The sequence below is a fragment of the Planktothrix paucivesiculata PCC 9631 genome (assembly GCF_900009265.2).
Taxonomy (GTDB): Bacteria; Cyanobacteriota; Cyanobacteriia; order Cyanobacteriales; family Microcoleaceae; genus Planktothrix; species Planktothrix paucivesiculata.
The window spans coordinates 157,819-178,583 of sequence record NZ_LR735002.1 but is presented as its reverse complement, the minus strand read 5'-3'; the positions used below and the strand labels follow the sequence as shown (position 1 = coordinate 178,583).

Sequence of the window (20,765 nt, the reverse complement as noted above, 5' to 3'; positions counted from 1 at the left end):
GGAGGCAGGGGAGGTAGGGGAGGTAGGGGGAGCAGGGGAGGCAGGGGAGGTAAACTTTTGCTATTACCCATTCGTAATTCGTAATTCGTAATTCGTAATTCGTAATTACCCATTACCCTGTTACTGAGCGAAGTCGAAGTATTACCCATTACCCATTCCCAACACCGGCTTTAACTTCTGTCCAAGCTTGATCATATAATTGGGTGGCTTCTCCTACATCTTGGAGATATTGGAGTTTATCAAAAACTTCTGGAGGGGGATAAATTCCAGGATTTTTTAAGTTTTCAGCTTCAATTAATTTCTGATCAATTGCAACTTTATTGGGGGAAGCATAATTAATAAAATTAGAGATTTTGGCACTATTTTCCGGTTCCAAAATAAAGTTAATAAAGGTTTCAGCGAGTTTTTTGTTTGGTGCGCCTTTGGGAATCACCATATTATCCATACCAATAATACTGCCTTCTTTGGGAATAACATATCGTAAATCAGGATTTTCTGCCATAACTTGAAAAATATCGCCACTATATTCCATGGTCAAACTCACCTCTCCTTGATTTAATAATTGCTGACCGGTATCGGGAACAAAAGCGGCAATATTATCTTTATTTTTAATTAAGAAATCTCTCGCTTGTTTGATTTCTTCGGGATTTTTTGTATTGGGACTATAGCCTAAATACATTAAAACAGCCCCCATTGTATGGCGCATATCATCTAATAAACCTACTTTTCCTTGATATTTGGGATCAATTAATGCTGACCAACTATTGATTTCTTCTCCGGTTTTTTTGAGATTATAGCCAATTCCTAACGTGATCCATTGATAGGGAATACTATATTTATTTCCTGGATCATAGGGAGGATTTAGAAATTTTGGTTCAATATTTTTGATATTAGCAATATTAGCCGGGTCTAACTCCTCTAACATTTGTTCTTTTACCATAATTTTAACCATATAATCTGGGGGGAATGCCACGTCATAACCTGGGTTTCCGGCTTTTAATTTAGCATAAAGACTTTCGGCACTATCATAAGTATCATAATTAACTTTAACTTGATGTTTTTGCTCAAAGGCTTTAAGAACTTCTGGGTCAATATAGGTTGACCAGTTATAAATATTCAGGACATTTGCTGTAGGCGTGGTCGGCGGGGTGTTAGACTGATTTGCTGTGCAGCCAAAGGGTAAAAATACACCTAAACAGAATAGTAGAATTAAGGTTAGAATTCGTTTCATGTTTGAAAAATAAAGATTAATGTGTAAGGTGAGTTATGGACTGATTAATTTTAAACTTAATCCCTTGTAAATACAAGCACTAGGAGTATCCTCGCTTACTATCTTACCTTGACTCCCTCTTGTAATTTTAAGGATGATATTACCAATAAAAGAGAAGCGAGTAACATTAAAGTTGAAATTGCATTAATTACTGGACTGACGGATAATTTAATCATTCCATAGACAAATAAAGGTAAGGTTGTTGCACCGACTCCTGTGGTAAAAAAGGTGACAACAAAATCATCTAAGGAGATGGTAAATGCTAATAATGCACCGCTTAAAATAGCGGGAAAAATTAAGGGGAAAGTAATGCACCAAAAGGTTTTCCATTCATTAGCTCCTAAATCTAATGCTGCTTCTTCTAAAGCGGGATCTAAGTCGGATAAACGCGCCCTGACCGTAATAGTAATGAAGGCAATACTAAAGGTAGCATGACTAATAATTACCGATGGTAAGCCTAAAGTCAAGCGAATTCCGGTGAGATTTTCTAGGATTCTAAAAACTAAGGTAAAAAAGACTAATAGGGAAACGCCTAATGTAATTTCAGGAATAATAATTGGTAATAATAATAATGCTTCTAATAATTTAGCACCCGGAAACCTAAATCTCTCTAAAGCCAATGCTACCATAGTTCCTAAAATAGAGGCAATTAAGGTGGAAGCGATCGCAATAATCAAGCTATTTTGTAAGGAATTCCAGAGGCTTTGGGTAGAAATATCGGCGGTACTTTCGGTTAAGCCACTGAATAACTTTTGATACCATTTTAATGTAAATCCCGTCCAATTTGAATTAAACCGAGAGTCATTAAAGGAATAAATGATTAAAATTAAAATCGGTAAGTAAAGAAAAGCAAAAACTAGGGTAGCTTGTAGTTTTAATCCTGTTTTTCCCCAGGTATGAATAAAATTATCTAGGGTTTGAATATTCATGGTTTTAATATAAATTATCTGTATTAGAACTTCTAAAATAAATCATAACAGGAATTAAGACTAATATCATTAATCCCATGGACAAAGCCGAGCCAAAGGGCCAATCCCGGGCTTGTAAAAATTGATTTTGGATTAAATTTCCCACCATAACTGTTTTTGCTCCTCCGAGAATATCCGGGGTAATAAATGCCCCTAAAGCGGGAATAAAAACTAGGATAGATCCGGCAATAATTCCTGGTAAAGTTAAGGGTAAAATAATTCTAAAAAACGTTCTAATATGATTTGCACCTAAGTCTTGAGCCGCTTCAACTAAAGAAAAGTTTAATCGTTCAATGGTGGCATATAAGGGTAGAATCATAAAGGGTAAATAACCATAAATTAAACCGACAATAACGGCGAAGGGAGTAAATAGTAAATTCAGAGGTTCAGAAATTAAATTCAAACTTTGTAAAAAGGTATTAATCACTCCTTCAGAACGAAGAATAACCATCCAAGCATAGGTTCTAACTAGAAAATTTGTCCAGAAGGGAATAATCACTAAAAACAATAACAGGTTTCGCCAACGGCCAGAAGAAATTGCAATAAAAAAGGCAATAGGATAACCAATTATTAAACAAATTAAGGTGGTTAATGATGCTAAACCCAGCGATCGCCAAATAATATTCAGGTACAAATCATTGGCTAATCGTTGATAATTTTTGAGAGTAAATTCCCAAGTTACTCCCCCATAGTTTCCCCGTTCTAAAAAGCTATAAATCAAGACAATAATCAGGGGAATAACAAAAAAAATCAGTAACCAAATGGTAGCCGGAAGCAATAGGATTAGGAGAGTTTTGGTTTTTCGATTTTCCCCGGTGGGATGGGGCAGTTTTTTGAGTAAAAAATCCATAAATTAGCATCAAAACTATTGAATTAAATCGGTAAGAATATTAGGAAATGACGAATGGATGTTCCAGAGTTGATTTTAGATCCAAGATCAGTTATGATGCAACCGGAAAACACTATCCAGCTAAAATTTGCTGTAAGTTACCGTGCAAACGCTTCAGATACCCGAATCGAGCCATCCACTGGTCAAGTCCCTATTTCATCATAAAGACCAGGAATTGTTAACTCTGTTTCAGAATTATCCTGATCAGGGTAAATACTTTGTTGCTATTTTCTGCCGTTACGGTTTAATTGTCTATACTTTAATTCGTCATTCAGTGCGATCGCCTGTACAAGCGGATTATTTATTCTCTCAAACCTGGCGGCATATTTTTTATGAAATGCGACCGTTAAATTTAAGGGAACAAGAAAATACAGAAGGGGGAACAACGCTACAAAATTGGTTAATTAATGTCACCGCAGTTTGTATTAATCAAGCGGAATTACCCCCGGTAGAATCGATTCAATATTCTTTATCTGCGGCTCCTCCTCCTTTGTGGTGTTATGTGGGATTAGTATTAGATCGAATGGAACCTTTATTAAGGTTAATTCTGGTGATGGCACAAACCTTTCATTGGAGTGAAACTCGAATTTCCGCCTATTTACAAGCCGAAGGAGAGTCAGTTTCTCCCAATGAAGTTAAAGAACTATTAAAAGGAGCTTATCGCACGTTAGATGAGAATTTACCTGCTGATATTCGTCAAATTTATTTCAATGAAAATGGCTTAGTTTCCGCCCTCGATCCCGATGTGGATCAACAAATTTTAAAGCCTTAAATTTTGAGGTGCGATCGCCGAATTAAGATTAATTTAAAAACACCGATCCTCCTTGGTTAATATTCATAGATCGGGTATCCAGACTAAAATTGTTTGTCACCTCAAATTGTACTTCTAAAACCCCGGTGGCAGTTGGCTTAGGTCTAACTAATAAAGAACCCCCATCTTGGCGTTGATAGGTGAGAGTAATTGGCAAGGAACCTTGGACTTGAACGGTGGAATTTTGAGCTAATAATTCTTGACGAGTTCCTCCAATTAGTTGATATTGAATGGGTGTATTTGTATTATTAATTAACTTGATCGTGACAATTCCATTAACAGCAGCGACCTTGGCACTGGGTAAGGGAAATCGAGGGGGAAGATCATCTTTTTCTGAGTTAGAGGTTGGCTGAGGTTGGGTGGTTGTGGGAGCAGCTTGGGGTCGTGAGGGTTTCCCAGGAGGAGGGCCACCTGCTAAGGAGATCGCCGATAAACTCGTGAATACTTCACCTATGGCAAGCATTAAGACGATTAAACGAGATACAGTTGATTTCATGATGGATTAATTTAGGATCGGTTGATGTAACCCAGTTTAAGCTAAATTTTCAATTTGAGGATGGGATATTGAGACTTGTTCTATAATAAAGATATCATCCTGATCCGATTCACCCAAATAGGTAACAGGTTAAAACACAATATTGTGATCTTTTTAGCTATGAAATTGCTCAAAAAATTCCCGATTTTCCTTCTAGCATTGAGTGTTTTTATTATCTCGGTTTTGACACTCACCCAACCGATGTTTGTCTCTCGCCAGACCCATCGGTTAATCGCTCAATTGACCCCTATTATTCCTGCTAGAATTGCATTTTTAACCCCTAAAATTTCTCCTCAAACCCTGATTAAACCCGCCTTAAATCTCAATCAAATATCCCCAACCTTAGCCTCAAATTGGACAACGGATCACAGCAAAACCGCCATTACAGGATGTAATTGTCCCCAGTGTCAATTAACGGTTTAATTTGACTGCGCTATTAAGCATCTAATAGTTTGCTACACATTCCCCCCGTAGAGACGTTGTATGCAACGTCTCTACAGGGGAGTTTTATGCAACAGTTATTTCATATAATAACAATATCTACAAAAACTCCTTTGCTGTTTTAATCCAAAGTTCAATTCCTTTTTGAGTCGGTTTACCTGTAGCGGTAAATGTCCAAATATCGCGTTTATGTTGGGGGCCATAACTAATATGAATCGGTTGATTTTTCCCGTAAAAATAGAGAGAATCAAAAGGAAGTTGTTGTTTTAAAATCCAATCCACTAATTGATCACTATCTAAATCTAAAATCAGGAAATCACAGGCCGCCCCTAACCGTTGACAGTAATATTCTCCATTCTTTTTAAGTTCATGGGCAATATGTTGATCTAATTTTGGAGCTACCCGACCATTTTTTAATCCGGTAATCGGATCTTTTTTATCTAAATAAATTCTTAATTCATGGGAACAAAATCCATAAGTTAGCTTAAATTTAGCCAAACTAAAATAATCAATAACCGGATCAATAATATAAAAATTTAGATTTTTTAGTGCTTGAATTGATTCTTTTGAATCAGGATAGGGATTAATTTTATCGGAATATTTTCGATAAGTATTTGTACAGGTACAAAAATCATTTAAGCTAAGATATTTTCCTAATTTAATATTTTTCATAGACAATTTACTAGATTTTTGACTATCATATAAGTAGGTAGTCATAATTATTCGCCCATATAAAAAAGTTCGTTGTTGGGCTTCAGCCCATACCCATGCGCCGCATCGCAACAACAAACCTTATTCTTATTGTTACTTTATTTATGACTACCTACTTAATTGATATTAGTCGAATCCAAAACGACGGCATCTAGTTTTGTAGTTAACCGAAACACCTAATTTTGCCAACCCTAAACGATTATGTCTAACCGAACAGAACCTTCACTTACCCAGGAACTCAAAAGCCATATCCTCATTTTAGGCGGAATTGTGGCTTTCCTGTGGATGATTGAAATTATTGATTTTTTTGTATTTAGAGGCGGTTTAAATCGCTTAGGAATTCATCCGCGCCATATTCAAGGGTTACAAGGGATTTTCTTTGCTCCTTTTTTACATGGAAATTTTAACCATTTAGCCGCCAATACCTTACCCTTAATTATACTAGGTTGGTTTGTAATGTTGCGCGATGTTAAAGACTTTTTCATTGTCACATTCATCACCATAATTGTTAGTGGTTTCGGCGTGTGGTTATTCGGTTCACCTAATACGATTCATATTGGGGCAAGTGGAGTTGTTTTTGGATATTTAGGATTTCTGCTATTAAGAGGATTTTTTGAGCGTAGTTTCCTTTCTATTGTTTTATCCTTACTCGTAGGTTGGCTTTATGGCGGCTTACTTTGGGGGGTTTTACCCTTACAATACGGCATTTCTTGGCAGGGACATTTATTCGGGTTTATCGGCGGTGTCTTCGCTGCACAAATACTGGCTAAATCCCATCGGACTACAGCCTAATTAGATTTTCCCAATAACACTTATAAAAAATTAAATGGACTGGCTTTCTATTTCAGGAAATTGGGTGTTAATTCCTCCCCGTCCTCAAGCAATTGTGCATTTTTTGGGCGGGGCTTTTGTCGCAACTGCACCCCATTTAACCTATCGTTGGTTACTCGAAGAACTGGCATATCAGGGTTATGCAATTGTTGCTACTCCTTTTATTAATACCCTAGATCATACGGTGATCGCTCAGGAGGTTTTCGAGATATTTGAAGATGGATTATATGATTTATATGATCTACAATTATTAAAACGGCGCGGTTTACCTATTTATGGATTAGGACATAGTATGGGGTGTAAAGTTCATTTATTAATGGGTTCTTTATTTCCCCTAGAACGTTCGGGAAATATTTTAATGTCCTTTAATAATTATCCCGCCCGTCGGTCGATTCCTTTGGTTGAACAAATTTCACAATTTATGGATGTAGAGTTTACTCCTTCCCCCGAAGAAACTAATATTTTAGTTAGCGATCGCTATCAAATTAGACGAAACCTTTTAATTAAGTTCTCTAAAGATACTATTGATCAAACTTCTAATTTACATCATATTTTAGATCAAAAGTTCCCCGGGTTAACCACCTTACAAAAATTAAATGGCGATCATCAAACTCCCCTGGGTCAAAATGTCAACTGGTCAGTGGGAGAAACCTTTACTCCTTTAGATGCTGTTGGTCAATGGATTAAACAAGCGGTTTATCAAGATTTAAACCAACTCAAAAAACAAATTTTGTACTGGTTAAATCCGTCATTAAAGTCACCATAAAGCCACAATGGACACTAAACGGGGAACTAATTGTAATTAATTCAGTCTGCTTCTGAGGATCTTGATGACGATCCTCTCCGAATCAACTCGGGGGAATTATAGGGTTAAACGCTAAAATAACAGGAATTCTGAGTTTCCTTCTCCTAACTTTTCTACCGAGAATTATTTGGGGTTAAGGTTATTTTCTGGTGTCAATGTTTTTATAGCTAAATTAAGAAACAATTAATATTTTTTTCATCTTTAATCCGGTTCACGAGCCATTTAAACTGAGTTTATCCTATCCCATCAGATCAGGAAGATTATCTAAAAATAGAATACCTGATGATAACGGATTTTCCGAAAATTATTCTTAATTAATTAATTTTTTGAGTATTTTTGATCACAAATTATGGACTTAATTAATTTTAATTTATACAGAGAAATAAATTTCGATTATTCCTGGGTCTTTGTTTATATAAATTGTTTCTCTGTCGATCCTGATCATTGATCAAATACTGGTATGTAGGGATAGTAGTTTTCAGGCCAGTCCAGCTATTGAAACTTGAAAGATTCGAGATTTCAACTGTAAAAATCTATCAATTTATCACTATACATTAGGTTATTACTATGTCTTTACCCTGTCAAAATCCAACGGAACCCGCCCTTATACAACCTATCCCTGACTCCAAAGATGGAGGGTTTATTATAGAAGGGTTTCTCGATAAATCTAATAGTTTAATTGGTTCTAATGGCAGTGATCAAATTATTCTGAGTAATCAGGATGATGGAGTCTGTGCTAGTGATGGAGATGATGTTATCCTAGCCTACCAGGGCAAGGATCTCCTATACGGAGGAGAGGGAAACGATACCATTTATGCCGGAAAAGGTAACGATACTGTTGATGGCGGAGGAGGAAATGATCTGATCTTTGGAGATGAAGGAGATGACTTCATTTTTGGCGGAACTGGCGATGATGTTTTGTTTGGCAACCAGGGTAATGATTCTATTATTGCAGGTTCTGGTAATGATACCGTCTACGCCGGAAAAGATAATGACACCGTAGATGGGGGAGAAGGCGATGACTTGTTATATGGAGATCTTGGTGATGATGTTATTTTCGGTGGAGTCGGAAGTGATGTTATCTACGGAGGTGAGGGTCAGGATAGCCTATTCGGTGAAGAAGGCAATGACACCTTCTATGGTGGTCAAGATAATGACACTATAATCGGTGGAGACGGAAATGACTTCTTAAGTGGAGATAAAGGAAATGATAGTTTGATTGGCGGTTTAGGGGATGATACATTCAGTTTTGTCTTCGTAGGTCAATCAACACCCAATAGCATTACAGAAGCATTTGGCTTAGATACCCTCACCGACTTTAGCGTTGCAGAAGACAAAATTTTCCTAGATGCGGATTTATTTAATGCTATTAGTACACAAACCGGTGGTTCTCTTGAGTCTGGAGAACTCACTGTAATTGGAAACTTTGATCCGAATAATACTTTAGTTGCAGGTAGCGCCAACCTAGTCTATGACAATGTAACAGGAACATTATATTACCTGGATAAACAAGGACAATCAACACCTGTACTCCAAATGGGTGCAAACTTGAACCTTAATGATGATAACTTCCGCTTAATTTAAGCAAAAATTAACCCCTTTGTTCTCATCCCATCTCCCATGAATAATCGTCCTGTTGACCACACAAATTTATCAGACAACCCTCCTGTATTTCTATCTAATGATACAAACCGAATACACCCATCTGAGGGAAGTCAAGGTTCATCCTTAGCCCTGTCAACAATAGTGATTTCAAATCACCAATTACGGATGGAAATTGAACGCTATGAACAGGAAGTAATTCAAGATCCTGAGTCAGATTTAGCTTATTATAATCTAGCGGTTGCTTTGCAAAAACAAGACTTATTAGACGAAGCTCAAGAAAGCTATCAAATTGCAATTCGCCTGAATCCTGAAGCGATGAATGCCTATCTTAATCTGGGGTTGATTTGGGTTCAGAAAGAGAATTGGGAAGCAGCGATTCAAACCTTTAAACAGGGTTTAATTCATTGTCCACAGTCTGCTAAACTCTATCATAACCTTGCCCATACTTATTTTAAACAAGGCAATTTTGATGGGGCGATCGCGGGTTATTTACAAGCAATTCAACTGCAACCGGATTTAAAAGAAGCCTACTTAAATTTAGGTAAGGCTTTTCAGAAACAAGGGTTGCATGAAGTGGCTATTCAATATTTTAAAAAACTGATTCAGGTTGAACCCCATTCAATTTCTGCCCATAGTGAATGTGTAAACTCACTTTTACAACAGGATCAACTGGCAGAATCCCTGTTTCATTTACAAAGAATTATTGAGTTAGAGCAACCTTTTATGACTGCTTACTGTCAGACTGTTAAACAGTTAAAAGGGGATAACGAACTTGATCAAGCCAGAATTGCCTGTGGAAAATTAATTGAGGGGTTACAACAGAATCCCCAATCCCTAGAGGTTTATCAGGATTTTGCTAAGGTGCATTTTCATCTGGGAAATACTTTAGCAGAATATCGCAATTATCCCCAGGCAGAATATTATTATCGACAGTCTATTAAAGCTGCTCCCCATTGGATTGATCCCTATTTAAAATTAGCAGAATCCTTTGTGGAGCAACAACAATTTGTTTCGGCGGCAATTTATTATCATCAAGCATTAGGAATTAATTCAGAACAACCGGAAATTTATCAACGGTTAACGTGGGTATTAGAACAGCAAAAACCAGACCACAAAAAGCCTAAATTAGCGGGTTTAAAAGTTAAGCTTAATGCTAATTTTGATCAATCGGATTCTAATCATCCCCAATGTCAGGGTTTAGACTGTCCAATCTGTTTAAATCGAGTGTTCAAACTTTTACATCCGACCCGTTTAGATGAGGGAATTTATGACTGTTCTCAACCCAGAGATCTGCCTTGGAATAGTCCCCCCCCATCTATTACCATTATCCCCCATGGAAAGGCCTGGATTGCCCCTCAAAAAAACTGGTGGAATATTTGTAATGCGATCGCAATTCTCAACTCCAAAAATGAACTTTTAACCGATTTATCCCGATTCTATCCCACTCCCTTACCCGGATCTGATCCGATTGATTGGAAACAACATCAAATCTTTTCTTTAGAAGAATTTCCCCCGTTAGAAAAGATTTCTGGTTCCGTCGCCGTGTTATCGGGATTATCAGGAAATGTGTATTTTCATTGGATGGTTGATATCTTGCCCCGTTTTGCTATTTTACAACAAAAACAACCCGATTGGCAAAAAATTGATTGGTTTTTAGTTAATAGTATTAAAGCACCTTTTCAGCGAGAAACCTTACAAAAGTTAGGGATTCCCGAAGCTAAAATTATAGAAAGCGATCGCCATTCTTTTATCCAAGCCAAACAACTGATTATTCCGTCCTTTACCGGGTCAGTCGGATGGGTAACCCCTGAAGTAATCCACTTTAATCGTCAGTTATTTGCTGAGGAGATTACTCCCTCTAATCATCCCTATCCAGAACGCATTTTTATTCGTCGAAATCGAGCCCAATATCGGCAAGTTTTGAATGAAAATGATGTGATTACTTATCTGAGTGAATGGGGGGTTGTTCCCGTTGAATTAGAAACCCTATCTGTTGCAGAACAAGCCAGTTTATTTGCCCATGCTAAAGTCATTATTGCTCCCCATGGTGCGGGGTTGACAAATTTGATGTTTTGTAGTCCTGAAACCATTGTTATTGAACTGGTTTCTCCCCATTATATTCGTCATTATTACTGGGTAATTAGTCAACAATTAAAACTCAAACATTATTATATCACGGGGGAGGTTTTTAAATGTTATCCTTTGCGAAAATTAATGTATCAATCCCCCTTAATTGAGGATATTTATGTCAAAATTAATAATTTAGAAAAAATTCTTAAAATCTTAGATTCTGACCTCCAGAATCAAACCGCAATCTCTCCAGCTTCTACTCGGTTTAATGTCAGAGATCAACCCTTAATTAATCCGGCTGAAATTTCCTTAAAGTTACAACAAATTCCATCCCCAAATCATCACAGGAGTTCAAGTATTAATATGGTTACTACTTCTTATCATAAAAATGGACATCATCGCCACCCTGGAGAATTGACTCTGATCGAAGCTAATTCTTCCGGTAAAAATCCGACTTCTTTAGAGTTATTTTGCCTCTCTAAACAGGAAAATACAACAATTCAAGCATCCAATTTAATTGAAATAGAAAATAGCATTAAAACGGCTGAAACTTACTTTGAACAGAAAAACTATCAACGGGTTGTTCAGGAATGTGAAAAAGTGATTCAACTTGACCCGAATACCGTTGAGGCTTATCACCTTTTAGGAAAATCTTTACAGGGTTTGGGTAAACCGGAAGAAGCCCTAAAATGGTATCAATATATTGTTAATTTTAAACCGAATGAAGCTATTGTTCATGCCAATTTAGGGAATTTATATGCTCAACTTAAACAGTGGAAATCTGCTATTTATTCCTATCAAAAAGCGATAAAATTACAACCCAATTTAGCCCTAGCCCACCGAAATTTAGGAAAAGTTTGGAGTAAAATTGGTAAACCAGAAATGGCGGCTTCTTGTTGGTATCAAGCCTTTAGTTTAGAACCCCAAAATATTAAACCAGAGGAACATCTTTCCCTGGGTAATATTCTATTCCGTCAAGGCAAAATTGATCAAGCCGAAATTAGTTATCGTCGCGCCCTTCATTGTCATGCTAACCCCGTTGAAGTGTATCATAATTTGGGAGAATTATTCGCAGCCCAGGGAAAATTAGCAGAGGCGGAAAGTTTTTATCAACAAGCGATTCATTTTAATCCTAAATCATTTGAATCCTATAATAGTTTAGGAAAAGTATTAGTCGCCCAAGGAAAATGGCAAGAAGTAGTTTCTTGCTATCGTCAAGTCTTGGAATTAAACCCTCGGTTATTGTTGGCATTACAAAACCTAACTCAAGCCCTTTTACATCAAAATAAGGGGATTGATGGAAGTTCGGACTATCGGCAAATCCTATTATTAATGGCAGGTAATTTACCGACTCAATCTGTTTTGACAACGAACATTCCTTCTACAAAGTTAATTCCAGAAACAGCCGTTGCAAAATTCACCGTTACCGAATCTATTTCTCTGGAACAAGCTCATATTTATTATACCCAGCAAGACTATGTACCCTGTTTGCGTTTATGTCAAAAACTTTTAAAACAAAATCCTGGGGATGTTGCTGTTTATCAACTGTTAGCCAAGGTATTTGTTGAACAAAAAAACTGGGGAAAAGCTAAATTTTGTTACCAAAAAGCTATTGCTAAACAGCCAAAAAACGAAAATTTGTATTTAGAATTAGGAGATATTTTTGCTCAACAACAACAATGGCAACAAGCGATTGCCTGTTATCAACAAGCTATTTTAATTCAGCCGCAACCCCAAGCCTATCATCAACTTTCTCATCTTTGGCAAACAGTGGGACGTTCAGAAAATGCTGAAGATTGTCTATATGAAGCCCTACAATTAGCTCCAGAAGAAGCCACCTTAGAGGATTATTTTAGTTTAGGAAATGCCCTCTGGAAACGGGGACAAATCAGTCAGGCGATGATCTGTTATCGGCGGGTATTAGAGCGTGATCCAGAGCAAGTAATAGCTCATCAACGGTTAGCCCAGGGGTTACAACAGCAAAATCAATTAGAAGCGGCGATCGCCCATTATAAGCAAGCCTATCAAGTGGCAATTCAACAACTCAATCCCACCCATCTATCATCGGTAAATACTGATTTTTTAGCATCGAATGAAACAGGTTGGTTAGCCGAAACTCAATCTTTATTGGGAGATATTTATTCACAGCAGCAACAATGGCAAGAAGCCATTATTTGTTATCAAGAAGCGGTGAAATTAAATCCTAAATTAGTTGCAATTCAAGAAGCATTAGGGGATATTTGGTTTGAATCCCAAGACTGGGAATCAGCGATTAATTGTTATCGCCAAATCATCCAATTAGAACCCAATACTTGGCAAGTTTACCATAAATTAGGTGATGCTTTACGAGAACAGGGTCATCTGAAAGAAGCGATTAAAGCCTATCGTCAAGCAACGGAATTAGCTAAAAAATTAGTCCGTTAAAAGCCTAATAATTGAATTTAACAATAGAATCAGGACTTACGCAGCTACGCTATGCATAGCGTAGCTGCGTAAGTCCTGGTCTAAATACCTCAGTCAAGAACTTAAATATCCGTCTTTGAAGCTAAAATTTATTGAGCTTTAAAACTCATGAATTGAGACTAATTTAATCCGGGTGTCTGGCGATTCTCTGAGCTAAATTGCCGAAAATTGCCCGATTTTCTATGAGCTATATATAGCGTAATTGCGTAAGTCCTGTTAATAAGAAGTGCGCTGAAGCGCAACAACGGCGCAACAACGATTTATACACTTCTATCTGATATCGTAGCCAAATAAATTGGGGTCAACTTCGGTTAAATTCAGATCATTTAATCCATATTCTGCCCAACGTCGTGTTACCATTTCGGCTGTATCAATATCTGACTCTAAAGGTTCTCCCCATTCGTGATTAGTTTCCGGGGAGATTTTTGTAGTTGCATCTATCCCCATTCTTCCCCCTAATCCTATTTTTTGACTGGCAAAATCTAAGGTATCAAAAGGCGTATCAGGAAGAATAAAAACATCCCTGGAAGGGTCAACTTTAGAACTAATTGCCCATACCACTTGTCGCGGATCTCTAATATTAATATCCTTATCCACAACAATCACAAATTTGGTATAAGTAAATTGGGGTAAGGCACTCCAAAACGCTAAAGCTGCCCGTCTTGCTTGACCTGGATAAGCCTTATCGATGGAGATAATAGCGGCTTTATAACTTAAGGCTTCCATGGGAAGGAAAAAGTCTACAATTTCCGATACTTGCTGTCTTAAAATCGGGGTATAAATCCGGTTTAATGCGATCGCCATCATGGCTTCTTCTTTCGGCGGACGACCGCTAAAAGTCGTTAAATAAATCGGATCTTGACGATGGGTAATACAGTTAAATCTAACTAATGGAGAATCTTCTACGCCGCCATAATATCCCATGTGATCACCAAAGGGCCCATCGGGTAATATTTCTCCAGGCGTTATCGTTCCTTCTAATACAAATTCCGAGTCCGCCGGAACTTCTAAATCTACCGTTTTACACTTAGCTAATTGTACACCCGAACCGCCATATAATCCCGCAAATAACCATTCGGATAAATCCACGGGAATCGGAGTTGCCGCCGCCATAATAATTAACGGATCAACTCCTAAAGCGATCGCAATTTCTAATTTTTTTCCCTTCTCCGCCGCCTTGCGTAAATGTCTCGCCCCACCTCTAACCGATAACCAATGGACGGTCATGGTATTTTTAGATTGTAATTGTAACCGATAAACCCCGACATTAGGTGTTCCGGTTTCACAATCTTTAGTAATTACTAATCCTAAAGTAATAATTTTTCCCGCATCTTTAGGATAGGGACGAATCATCGGAATTTGGTTTAAATCAACATCATCTCCTTCAATAATAATCTGTTGACAAGGAGGAAAAAAGTTGCGTCCGGGTTTGGCTTTAACGACATCAAATAAAACCTTGCCAAAATCAATAGCTTGGGATATCTTTTTCGGGGGTTTAGGTTGTTGTAACATCCCTAACTTTTTCCCCAATTCCTCCAACTCCTGGGGGTTTTCCATCTTCATTGACCAACAAACCCGTTGTTCAGTCCCCAACAAATTTACCGCCACCGGATAGGGTGAACCTTTAACGTTTTCAAATAACAAACCGGGGCCTCCGGCTTGTAACATTCGATTAGAAATTTCTGCAATTTCTAGGTCAGGATCAACTAAGGTTTGAATCCGGCGTAATTGTCCCCGATCTTCTAACAGTTTTAAAAATCCTCTTAAATCCCTTGCCATTGTGTTTAATAATTGTTAGATCTGTTTTATATTATGACAGTTTCTCGGAAATCATGTAACTCTGGGGAAAATTTATATTTTATTTTGGGTGAATTGTAAGTTTATTGATCCAGAGGCTTTAATATAAGTCTAAAGTGATTGTTAGTCGATTATGTCTCGTTCTAAATCTTTACAATATTACGTTTTTAGTCGTTTACTGTTAGCCCCCTTAATGTTGTGGACGATTACCACCGTGGTTTTTTTGCTCTTGCGCGCCACGCCCGGTGATCCTGTGGATGCGATTCTCGGCCCTCGGGCACCGGCCGCCGCCAAGGAAGCCTTGCGAGCGCAATTGGGGTTAAATGGTTCCCTAGGGCAACAATATTTAGATTATATGGGGAAACTCCTGCATCTGGATTTGGGCACCTCCCTGACCAGTCGCGGCGAAACGGTTTGGCAAATTATTCAAAATCACTTTCCCGCAACGGTTGAACTGGCCTTATTTAGTATGATCGTGGCCTTGGCCGTGGGAATTACCGTGGGGGCGGTGGCCGCATCCCATCCCGATACGATTTGGGACACGGGGGGCCGTTTATTCGGAATTATTACCTATGCAGTCCCTCCGTTTTGGGCGGGGATGTTGTTGCAGTTAATTTTTGCCGTGCAGTTGGGTTGGTTTCCCTTGGGCACTCGATTTCCGGTGACTATTCCTACTCCTGAAGGTTGGAGTGGTTTATATACCTTAGATAGTTTGTTTACGGGAAACTTAATGCAGTTAGGAGTCGCACTTTATTACCTCTGTTTACCTTCTTTAACCTTGGGTTTATTATTAAGTGGTATTTTTGAAAGAATTGTGCGAGTTAACCTGAAACAAACCTTAAAAGCCGATTATGTGGAAGCGGCTAGAGCCAGAGGAATTCCTGAATTAAGAATTGTTTTAGCTCACGCTTTAAAAAATGCCATGATTCCCGTAATTACGGTGTTAGGTTTAACTTTTGCAGCGTTATTAGGGGGGGCAATTTTAACAGAAGTTACCTTTTCTTGGCCGGGATTAGCTAATCGGTTATATGAAGCCATTAGTTTCCGTGACTATCCCACAGTGCAGGGAATTGTTGTCTTTTTCGCGGCTATTGTTGTGGTTGCGAGTATTCTAATTGATGTTCTGAATGCCTGTATTGATCCGAGAATTAGATATTAGGACAATTGGGGTGACGGGGGAATAGAATTGGGATTCAATTCGATAGTATCTAGGGGCAATGGCAACTGGAATCCATCGACTTTTTCAACCCGATTTCTCGCAATTTGACAGTATTCGGGACTCATATCAATCCCGATAAAATTTCTCCCCATTTGTTGAGCAACTTTGCAAGTTGTCCCACTTCCACACATCGGATCAAGAATTAAATCCCCAGCATTTGACCAAGAATAAATATGATCCCGAGCTAATTCACAGGGAAAGGGCGCGGGGTGATTTTTTGCTTCTTGATCTTCGAGATTTTTTCCCACCACATATTCCCAAATATTCCCTTTAATTTTTTGATTCTTTACAGGTTTTGCCATTTTTGAACGTTTTTGATCATCTTTTGAATAATTTTTATAGGTTGTGCCATTTAGTTCTAATCCGGCGTGTAAACAATCTACCATTAGGGCGTTATGGGTAGCGACTTGACCTTTACTAAAAATAAACATATATTCAAATTCATTACTATATCTCCGTCGATAAATTTGGGGGATGGGATTTCTTTTTTTAAAGATCATGGTATCATGAAGATTGAAACCGATTTCTTTAAAAAATATCGCTTGTTTAAAGCTAGTTCCGGTTTCACTTCCCTCAATAGTGGCGTCAGCAACTACCCAAACCATAACCCCCCCTGGTTTAATTACACGGTATAATTCTCCAGCAATATCTTCAAAAGGAAATACAAAACCTTTATATTTTCTCAGGTTATCATAAGGAGGGGAAGTTAATACCATATCAATCCAGTTATTCTCGAAGTTTTTCATCACTTCGATACAATCTCCTTGGACTATTTTATTAATAAATTTAGTCATAGTCATTGAGCTTAAATTTTTGATCATCATCCTAATATAACCCACCCCCATTCTTAACTATTCCAAAATTTGCCTCGAAAATGGATAGTTTTGATAAAATTGGGAATGAGCGATCGCTATAATGATCATTATGGAAAGTCAACCTAGGGAGATTCAACGTTATGTTACACCAGAAGGTAGAGTTCCATTTGCACAGTGGTTAGAAGCAGTGCAAGATAGAACAGTAAGAGCTAAAATTAAATTCAGATTAGATCGAGTTGAGGAGGGCAATTTAGGCAATTATCGTTCTGTTGGTGAAGGAGTATTTGAATTTAAAATTAATTATGGCCCGGGCTACCGGGTTTATTTTGGACAAGTCGGGTTCACCGTAATTTTATTGCTCTGTGGTGGAGATAAAAGCACTCAGCAAAAAGATATTCAAAAAGCAAAAGAATACTGGAGAGACTACCATGCAAGACGTTAAAACTCCCATTACTGATAGTTATCATAATTATTTAATTGAATCTCTCAAAGATCCACAAGAAGCAGCAGCTTATCTGGAAGTTGCTTTAGAAGAAAGTAACGATCAACCTCAATTATTAAAAAAAGTCATTACCAATATTATAGAAGCTCAGTCTCAACTTGATCAAAGTTTTAATTTAGATAACATGAATCGAGAAAAAGTTGATAAAGTTTTAACATCAATCACTTGTACAGAAATTTATACTTTTGTTGAATTACTTAATATTTTAGGGCTTAAAATCTCAATTCAGGTGAAAGAAGCAGAAATAGAAGGAGATGCAGAATAATCGATTTTGAAAAAGTCTGGGCGGGTTTATAAACATCAATTGTAAGTTATAAAGCTCTGAGTGAACCCGCCCCTACAAATCATTTTATATTAACCCTAATTTAACGTGAGTTCGATGGAGTTTGATCGCCACACCCTTCGGCTGACGCTCACGGCGAAGCCACAAGCTGTAAGTTATCAGGCGGGAAGTGAAATTAGCTTGTCAGTTTTAATGTTTATTTAATGCGCGGGAAATTTGAGTTTATTCAAAATGATAAACTGGTTGTTTAATCTCATACAATGATGGCTTTTCAGGTTGATAAGTATAAGCAATCATTCCGGCTACTAAATTCACCATAAAATTACCTACACTTCGATGTCTTGTATGTTCAATTTGGCATAAGTTTTTCAGTTGATCATTCACTGATTCTATTATACCTCTTTTTCTTAATTTCATTTTATCTGACCACAACATTAGTTTATTTTTCATGTTTTTCTTCAGCCTAGTTATCAGTTGTAAACCTTTTTCATGTAATTGCTTAAATAATTTTTCGGAAATATATCCCTTGTCTCCAAAAATTTTTCCCACAATTCCTTCTGTTAATTCTGGGACTACTTTTCGGTCATCAACATTAGCAGGTGTGACTTGAAAATTTAAAATTTCCCCATAGTCGTTGATGATTAAATGTAACTTAAATCCAAAATAAAAGCCAATTGAACTTTTCCCCCATTCCGCTAGTCCAGCAAAGACTTTATGGCTATTTGCTCGATTTTCATGACAGACCTTTAAGGCGGTCGAATCGATAAAACTTGTTCCAGTTACCTCGCCTTTACAACAATATTCAAAGTAACAACATAGTGCTAATAAAGCATAAGACATTAACTCAACAAAACGATTATAACTGACTAAGTTAGGCATAGCTTTTGACCAATATGCCATTACTTGTAATCGGTAAAAGTCTTTAAATGTTCGGTAACGTGAACCATGAAATCCGATCAATATTGTCATTATTTCACTTAAAGTCAAGCGGGTTTTGGGTCGGCTTTGACCCACCACTTCTGGTAACAACATTTGTGCCAATAAGGGTTCAAATACTTGACAAAAGTCATCCAGGTCACAAAAAACTTTTGTTATGTCTAAGTGTGATGCTCTGTGATCCATAAAAGCCTCCTTAATTGTCTAATATTTGCTGGTTACATCTCTATTTTCCCACGCTTACTGATTAGATCATATGCCCAATAGTCGTCTGTTTTGTCGCGATCGCCTGCCCAGTAGTCGTCTGTTTTATCGCGATCGCTTGCCCAGTAGTCGTCTGTTTTATCGCGATCGCCTGCTCAATAGTCGTCTGTTTTATCGCGATCGCACTCCATCGAACTCACGTTAATTTATTTAAAGCTAGGGTAGCAGCTTGCTTTTCTGCATCTCTTATCCTTGTAGCTGTTCCCTGACCATAACTAATACCATTGACTTTAACTGCTACAGTAAAGACTCTATTATGAGCATTTCCAGATTCTTGAATAACAATATATTCAGGATTTTGTTTATGATTAGTTATCGCCCAATGTTGAAAAGTATTTTTAGCATCATTCAATACCTGAGAACAGTTAGCCTCAATTTTTATGGTTTCTAATTGTTCTAACATCGGTTTTAACCATTCCCAAACCGCATCAATACCAGAATCTTTATAATAAGCTCCAATGACCGCTTCTAAGGTATTACTTAATAAAGTTGGATTTGTCCGACCTCCGGTTAATTCTTCGCCTCTCCCTAATTTTATCCATTTTCCTAAATTAAAATTCTGAGCTAATATTGCTAACGCTTCATTACTAACAATTTTTTCTCGTTTCTGGGTCAATTGTCCTTCCTGTTCACCGAAATATTTTTCATAGACATAATCTCCTGCTAAAAATTGTAATACAGAATCCCCTAAAAATTCCAGTTGTTCGTTATCTCCTTGTGTTTTTGTAGGGTTTTCAAACATATAACTGCGATGGGTTAATGCTCGTAATAATAATCTCGCATCTTGAAAGGGAATAATATCTAAAAGTTCTTTCAATTGCTCTCGAATTTGCTCATCGGCTTGAGACATTTGAGCTTGAGAAAAATTAGATTGTTTTTGACTCAGAAGTTTAAAAACAATTTGTTTATGAGCATCAACAGTCTTTTCCTGTTCAGCACCAATTTTCACCAGTAACCGATGAATACTATCTAAAGCGCGAAAAGCGTCCTCTGGTGAAAAGCCATTAATATGCGCCCATCTATTTCGGACTTCAATCAATTCACTGATTAAATATCTTTCTGAAGATAAATATTTCTTGAAAACTTTATCCCAGCGTTGATTGATTATAGTTAATAAAGTAGAAACGTCTTGGAAAATTTCTTCATTACTTCGATTGAAATTGTTCTTGTTTGATAGGCAAAGATTGACCTGAGAAAACCAACTATTACCATAAACTTCTCTCATTTTTTGTTCGACGTAAGGAGAGAGTGCTTGACTTAATAATGTCAAAGATTGACCAATTCTTTCATTATTGCTGAGTTGCATATTAAGTTCATCCTTTTACTAAAATAGCTCAAAACAAAAAGCCACACCTATCAATACCGGTAAATAGTTTGATACCATAGGTTGAGTAACTTAGACCTTAACTACAACTCGACAATATTCGATTTCTGAAAAACTGATATTTTTGTAGAAAGCACAGAAATTATATCCCCAAATTAGCCTCAAAAATGGATATTTTTGATAAACTGGGGGATGAGCGATCGCTATAATGATTAATTAAATTGTA

At 37.3% G+C, this 20,765-nt stretch carries 19 protein-coding genes; 10 read left to right on the top strand and 9 right to left on the bottom strand.

Going from position 1 to position 20,765, the window contains the following annotated elements; translation table 11 throughout:
* Positions 1-148 precede the first annotated feature (148 nt).
* From PL9631_RS05985 to PL9631_RS05975, 3 genes are all read right to left on the bottom strand, one after another.
* Positions 149-1,231, bottom strand: coding sequence for an ABC transporter substrate-binding protein (locus PL9631_RS05985; RefSeq protein ID WP_083618018.1), 1,083 nt, complete (start codon positions 1,229-1,231; stop codon positions 149-151).
* A 98-nt stretch (positions 1,232-1,329) separates the two neighbouring features.
* Positions 1,330-2,199, bottom strand: coding sequence for an ABC transporter permease (locus PL9631_RS05980; protein ID WP_083618016.1), 870 nt, complete (start codon positions 2,197-2,199; stop codon positions 1,330-1,332).
* A gap of 4 nt (positions 2,200-2,203) precedes the next feature.
* Positions 2,204-3,088, bottom strand: a complete 885-nt coding sequence (locus PL9631_RS05975) for an ABC transporter permease (protein ID WP_083618014.1) — start codon at positions 3,086-3,088, stop codon at positions 2,204-2,206.
* 142 nt (positions 3,089-3,230) lie between these two features.
* Between PL9631_RS05975 and PL9631_RS05970 the strand changes: the two genes are divergently transcribed.
* A complete protein-coding gene (locus PL9631_RS05970; RefSeq protein ID WP_083618012.1) occupies positions 3,231-3,899 on the top strand; it encodes an RNA polymerase subunit sigma-70 in 669 nt (222 codons plus the stop codon).
* Between the two features lie 28 nt (positions 3,900-3,927).
* Here the strand turns inward: PL9631_RS05970 and PL9631_RS05965 are convergent, their stop codons facing one another.
* Positions 3,928-4,434 (bottom strand): hypothetical protein, encoded by a 507-nt coding sequence (locus PL9631_RS05965; RefSeq protein ID WP_083618010.1) that lies wholly within the window; start codon positions 4,432-4,434, stop codon positions 3,928-3,930.
* A 159-nt stretch (positions 4,435-4,593) separates the two neighbouring features.
* Between PL9631_RS05965 and PL9631_RS05960 the strand changes: the two genes are divergently transcribed.
* Complete coding sequence (locus tag PL9631_RS05960) at positions 4,594-4,896, top strand: hypothetical protein (protein WP_083618007.1); 303 nt, start codon at positions 4,594-4,596, stop codon at positions 4,894-4,896.
* 117 nt (positions 4,897-5,013) lie between these two features.
* Here the strand turns inward: PL9631_RS05960 and PL9631_RS05955 are convergent, their stop codons facing one another.
* Complete coding sequence (locus PL9631_RS05955) at positions 5,014-5,586, bottom strand: hypothetical protein (RefSeq protein ID WP_083618073.1); 573 nt, start codon at positions 5,584-5,586, stop codon at positions 5,014-5,016.
* Positions 5,587-5,826: 240 nt separating this feature from the next.
* Here PL9631_RS05955 and PL9631_RS05950 point away from each other — a divergent pair, with 240 nt between their 5' ends.
* From PL9631_RS05950 to PL9631_RS05935, 4 genes are all read left to right on the top strand, one after another.
* The gene (locus PL9631_RS05950; RefSeq protein ID WP_083618004.1) at positions 5,827-6,417 is read left to right on the top strand and encodes a rhomboid family intramembrane serine protease; all 591 of its coding nucleotides are present in this window, start codon (positions 5,827-5,829) and stop codon (positions 6,415-6,417) included.
* 34 nt (positions 6,418-6,451) lie between these two features.
* Positions 6,452-7,222 (top strand): DUF1350 family protein, encoded by a 771-nt coding sequence (locus tag PL9631_RS05945; protein ID WP_083618002.1) that lies wholly within the window; start codon positions 6,452-6,454, stop codon positions 7,220-7,222.
* Between the two features lie 606 nt (positions 7,223-7,828).
* Positions 7,829-8,845 carry a calcium-binding protein gene (locus PL9631_RS05940; RefSeq protein ID WP_083617999.1) on the top strand — a complete coding sequence of 339 codons (1,017 nt, stop codon included), beginning with the start codon at positions 7,829-7,831 and terminating at the stop codon, positions 8,843-8,845.
* A gap of 36 nt (positions 8,846-8,881) precedes the next feature.
* Positions 8,882-13,360 carry a tetratricopeptide repeat protein gene (locus PL9631_RS05935; protein ID WP_083617997.1) on the top strand — a complete coding sequence of 1,493 codons (4,479 nt, stop codon included), beginning with the start codon at positions 8,882-8,884 and terminating at the stop codon, positions 13,358-13,360.
* A gap of 309 nt (positions 13,361-13,669) precedes the next feature.
* On the opposite strand, the gene PL9631_RS05930 is transcribed toward PL9631_RS05935, so the two are convergent.
* Positions 13,670-15,178, bottom strand: a complete 1,509-nt coding sequence (locus tag PL9631_RS05930; RefSeq protein ID WP_083617995.1) for a UbiD family decarboxylase — start codon at positions 15,176-15,178, stop codon at positions 13,670-13,672.
* 151 nt (positions 15,179-15,329) lie between these two features.
* On the opposite strand from PL9631_RS05930, the gene PL9631_RS05925 reads away from it, so the two are divergent.
* Positions 15,330-16,355 (top strand): ABC transporter permease, encoded by a 1,026-nt coding sequence (locus PL9631_RS05925; protein ID WP_083617993.1) that lies wholly within the window; start codon positions 15,330-15,332, stop codon positions 16,353-16,355.
* Here PL9631_RS05925 and PL9631_RS05920 read toward each other — a convergent pair.
* On the bottom strand, positions 16,352-17,215 hold the full coding sequence (locus tag PL9631_RS05920; protein ID WP_083618071.1) for a DNA-methyltransferase: 864 nt from the start codon (positions 17,213-17,215) through the stop codon (positions 16,352-16,354). The genes PL9631_RS05925 and PL9631_RS05920 overlap by 4 nt on opposite strands.
* Positions 17,216-17,339: 124 nt before the next feature.
* On the opposite strand from PL9631_RS05920, the gene PL9631_RS05915 reads away from it, so the two are divergent.
* Positions 17,340-17,672, top strand: a complete 333-nt coding sequence (locus PL9631_RS05915) for a type II toxin-antitoxin system RelE/ParE family toxin (protein ID WP_083617991.1) — start codon at positions 17,340-17,342, stop codon at positions 17,670-17,672.
* Positions 17,659-17,997, top strand: coding sequence for a helix-turn-helix domain-containing transcriptional regulator (locus PL9631_RS05910; RefSeq protein ID WP_083617990.1), 339 nt, complete (start codon positions 17,659-17,661; stop codon positions 17,995-17,997). Before PL9631_RS05915 ends, PL9631_RS05910 begins: the two co-directional genes overlap by 14 nt.
* A gap of 240 nt (positions 17,998-18,237) precedes the next feature.
* Here the strand turns inward: PL9631_RS05910 and PL9631_RS05905 are convergent, their stop codons facing one another.
* On the bottom strand, positions 18,238-19,137 hold the full coding sequence (locus tag PL9631_RS05905; protein ID WP_083617988.1) for an IS982 family transposase: 900 nt from the start codon (positions 19,135-19,137) through the stop codon (positions 18,238-18,240).
* Between the two features lie 70 nt (positions 19,138-19,207).
* On the opposite strand from PL9631_RS05905, the gene PL9631_RS05900 reads away from it, so the two are divergent.
* Positions 19,208-19,360, top strand: a complete 153-nt coding sequence (locus tag PL9631_RS05900; protein ID WP_156090468.1) for a hypothetical protein — start codon at positions 19,208-19,210, stop codon at positions 19,358-19,360.
* Here the strand turns inward: PL9631_RS05900 and rnc are convergent.
* Entirely contained in the window at positions 19,352-20,521 is a 1,170-nt protein-coding gene (gene rnc / locus PL9631_RS05895; protein ID WP_083617987.1) for a ribonuclease III, read from the bottom strand. The two genes, PL9631_RS05900 and rnc, sit on opposite strands and share 9 nt — an antisense overlap.
* Positions 20,522-20,765 lie beyond the last annotated feature (244 nt).

Coding starts and splice junctions, on each gene's coding strand:
- PL9631_RS05925 (WP_083617993.1), top strand. CDS start 15,330: ATGTCTCGTTCTAAATCTTTACAATATTACGTTTTTAGTCGTTTACTG.
- PL9631_RS05980 (WP_083618016.1), bottom strand. CDS start 2,199: ATGAATATTCAAACCCTAGATAATTTTATTCATACCTGGGGAAAAACA.
- PL9631_RS05920 (WP_083618071.1), bottom strand. CDS start 17,215: ATGACTATGACTAAATTTATTAATAAAATAGTCCAAGGAGATTGTATC.
- PL9631_RS05910 (WP_083617990.1), top strand. CDS start 17,659: ATGCAAGACGTTAAAACTCCCATTACTGATAGTTATCATAATTATTTA.
- PL9631_RS05935 (WP_083617997.1), top strand. CDS start 8,882: ATGAATAATCGTCCTGTTGACCACACAAATTTATCAGACAACCCTCCT.
- PL9631_RS05905 (WP_083617988.1), bottom strand. CDS start 19,137: ATGGATCACAGAGCATCACACTTAGACATAACAAAAGTTTTTTGTGAC.
- PL9631_RS05960 (WP_083618007.1), top strand. CDS start 4,594: ATGAAATTGCTCAAAAAATTCCCGATTTTCCTTCTAGCATTGAGTGTT.
- PL9631_RS05950 (WP_083618004.1), top strand. CDS start 5,827: ATGTCTAACCGAACAGAACCTTCACTTACCCAGGAACTCAAAAGCCAT.
- PL9631_RS05985 (WP_083618018.1), bottom strand. CDS start 1,231: ATGAAACGAATTCTAACCTTAATTCTACTATTCTGTTTAGGTGTATTT.
- PL9631_RS05975 (WP_083618014.1), bottom strand. CDS start 3,088: ATGGATTTTTTACTCAAAAAACTGCCCCATCCCACCGGGGAAAATCGA.
- PL9631_RS05930 (WP_083617995.1), bottom strand. CDS start 15,178: ATGGCAAGGGATTTAAGAGGATTTTTAAAACTGTTAGAAGATCGGGGA.
- PL9631_RS05945 (WP_083618002.1), top strand. CDS start 6,452: ATGGACTGGCTTTCTATTTCAGGAAATTGGGTGTTAATTCCTCCCCGT.
- PL9631_RS05940 (WP_083617999.1), top strand. CDS start 7,829: ATGTCTTTACCCTGTCAAAATCCAACGGAACCCGCCCTTATACAACCT.
- PL9631_RS05915 (WP_083617991.1), top strand. CDS start 17,340: ATGGAAAGTCAACCTAGGGAGATTCAACGTTATGTTACACCAGAAGGT.
- rnc (WP_083617987.1), bottom strand. CDS start 20,521: ATGCAACTCAGCAATAATGAAAGAATTGGTCAATCTTTGACATTATTA.
- PL9631_RS05965 (WP_083618010.1), bottom strand. CDS start 4,434: ATGAAATCAACTGTATCTCGTTTAATCGTCTTAATGCTTGCCATAGGT.
- PL9631_RS05900 (WP_156090468.1), top strand. CDS start 19,208: ATGCCCAATAGTCGTCTGTTTTGTCGCGATCGCCTGCCCAGTAGTCGT.
- PL9631_RS05955 (WP_083618073.1), bottom strand. CDS start 5,586: ATGAAAAATATTAAATTAGGAAAATATCTTAGCTTAAATGATTTTTGT.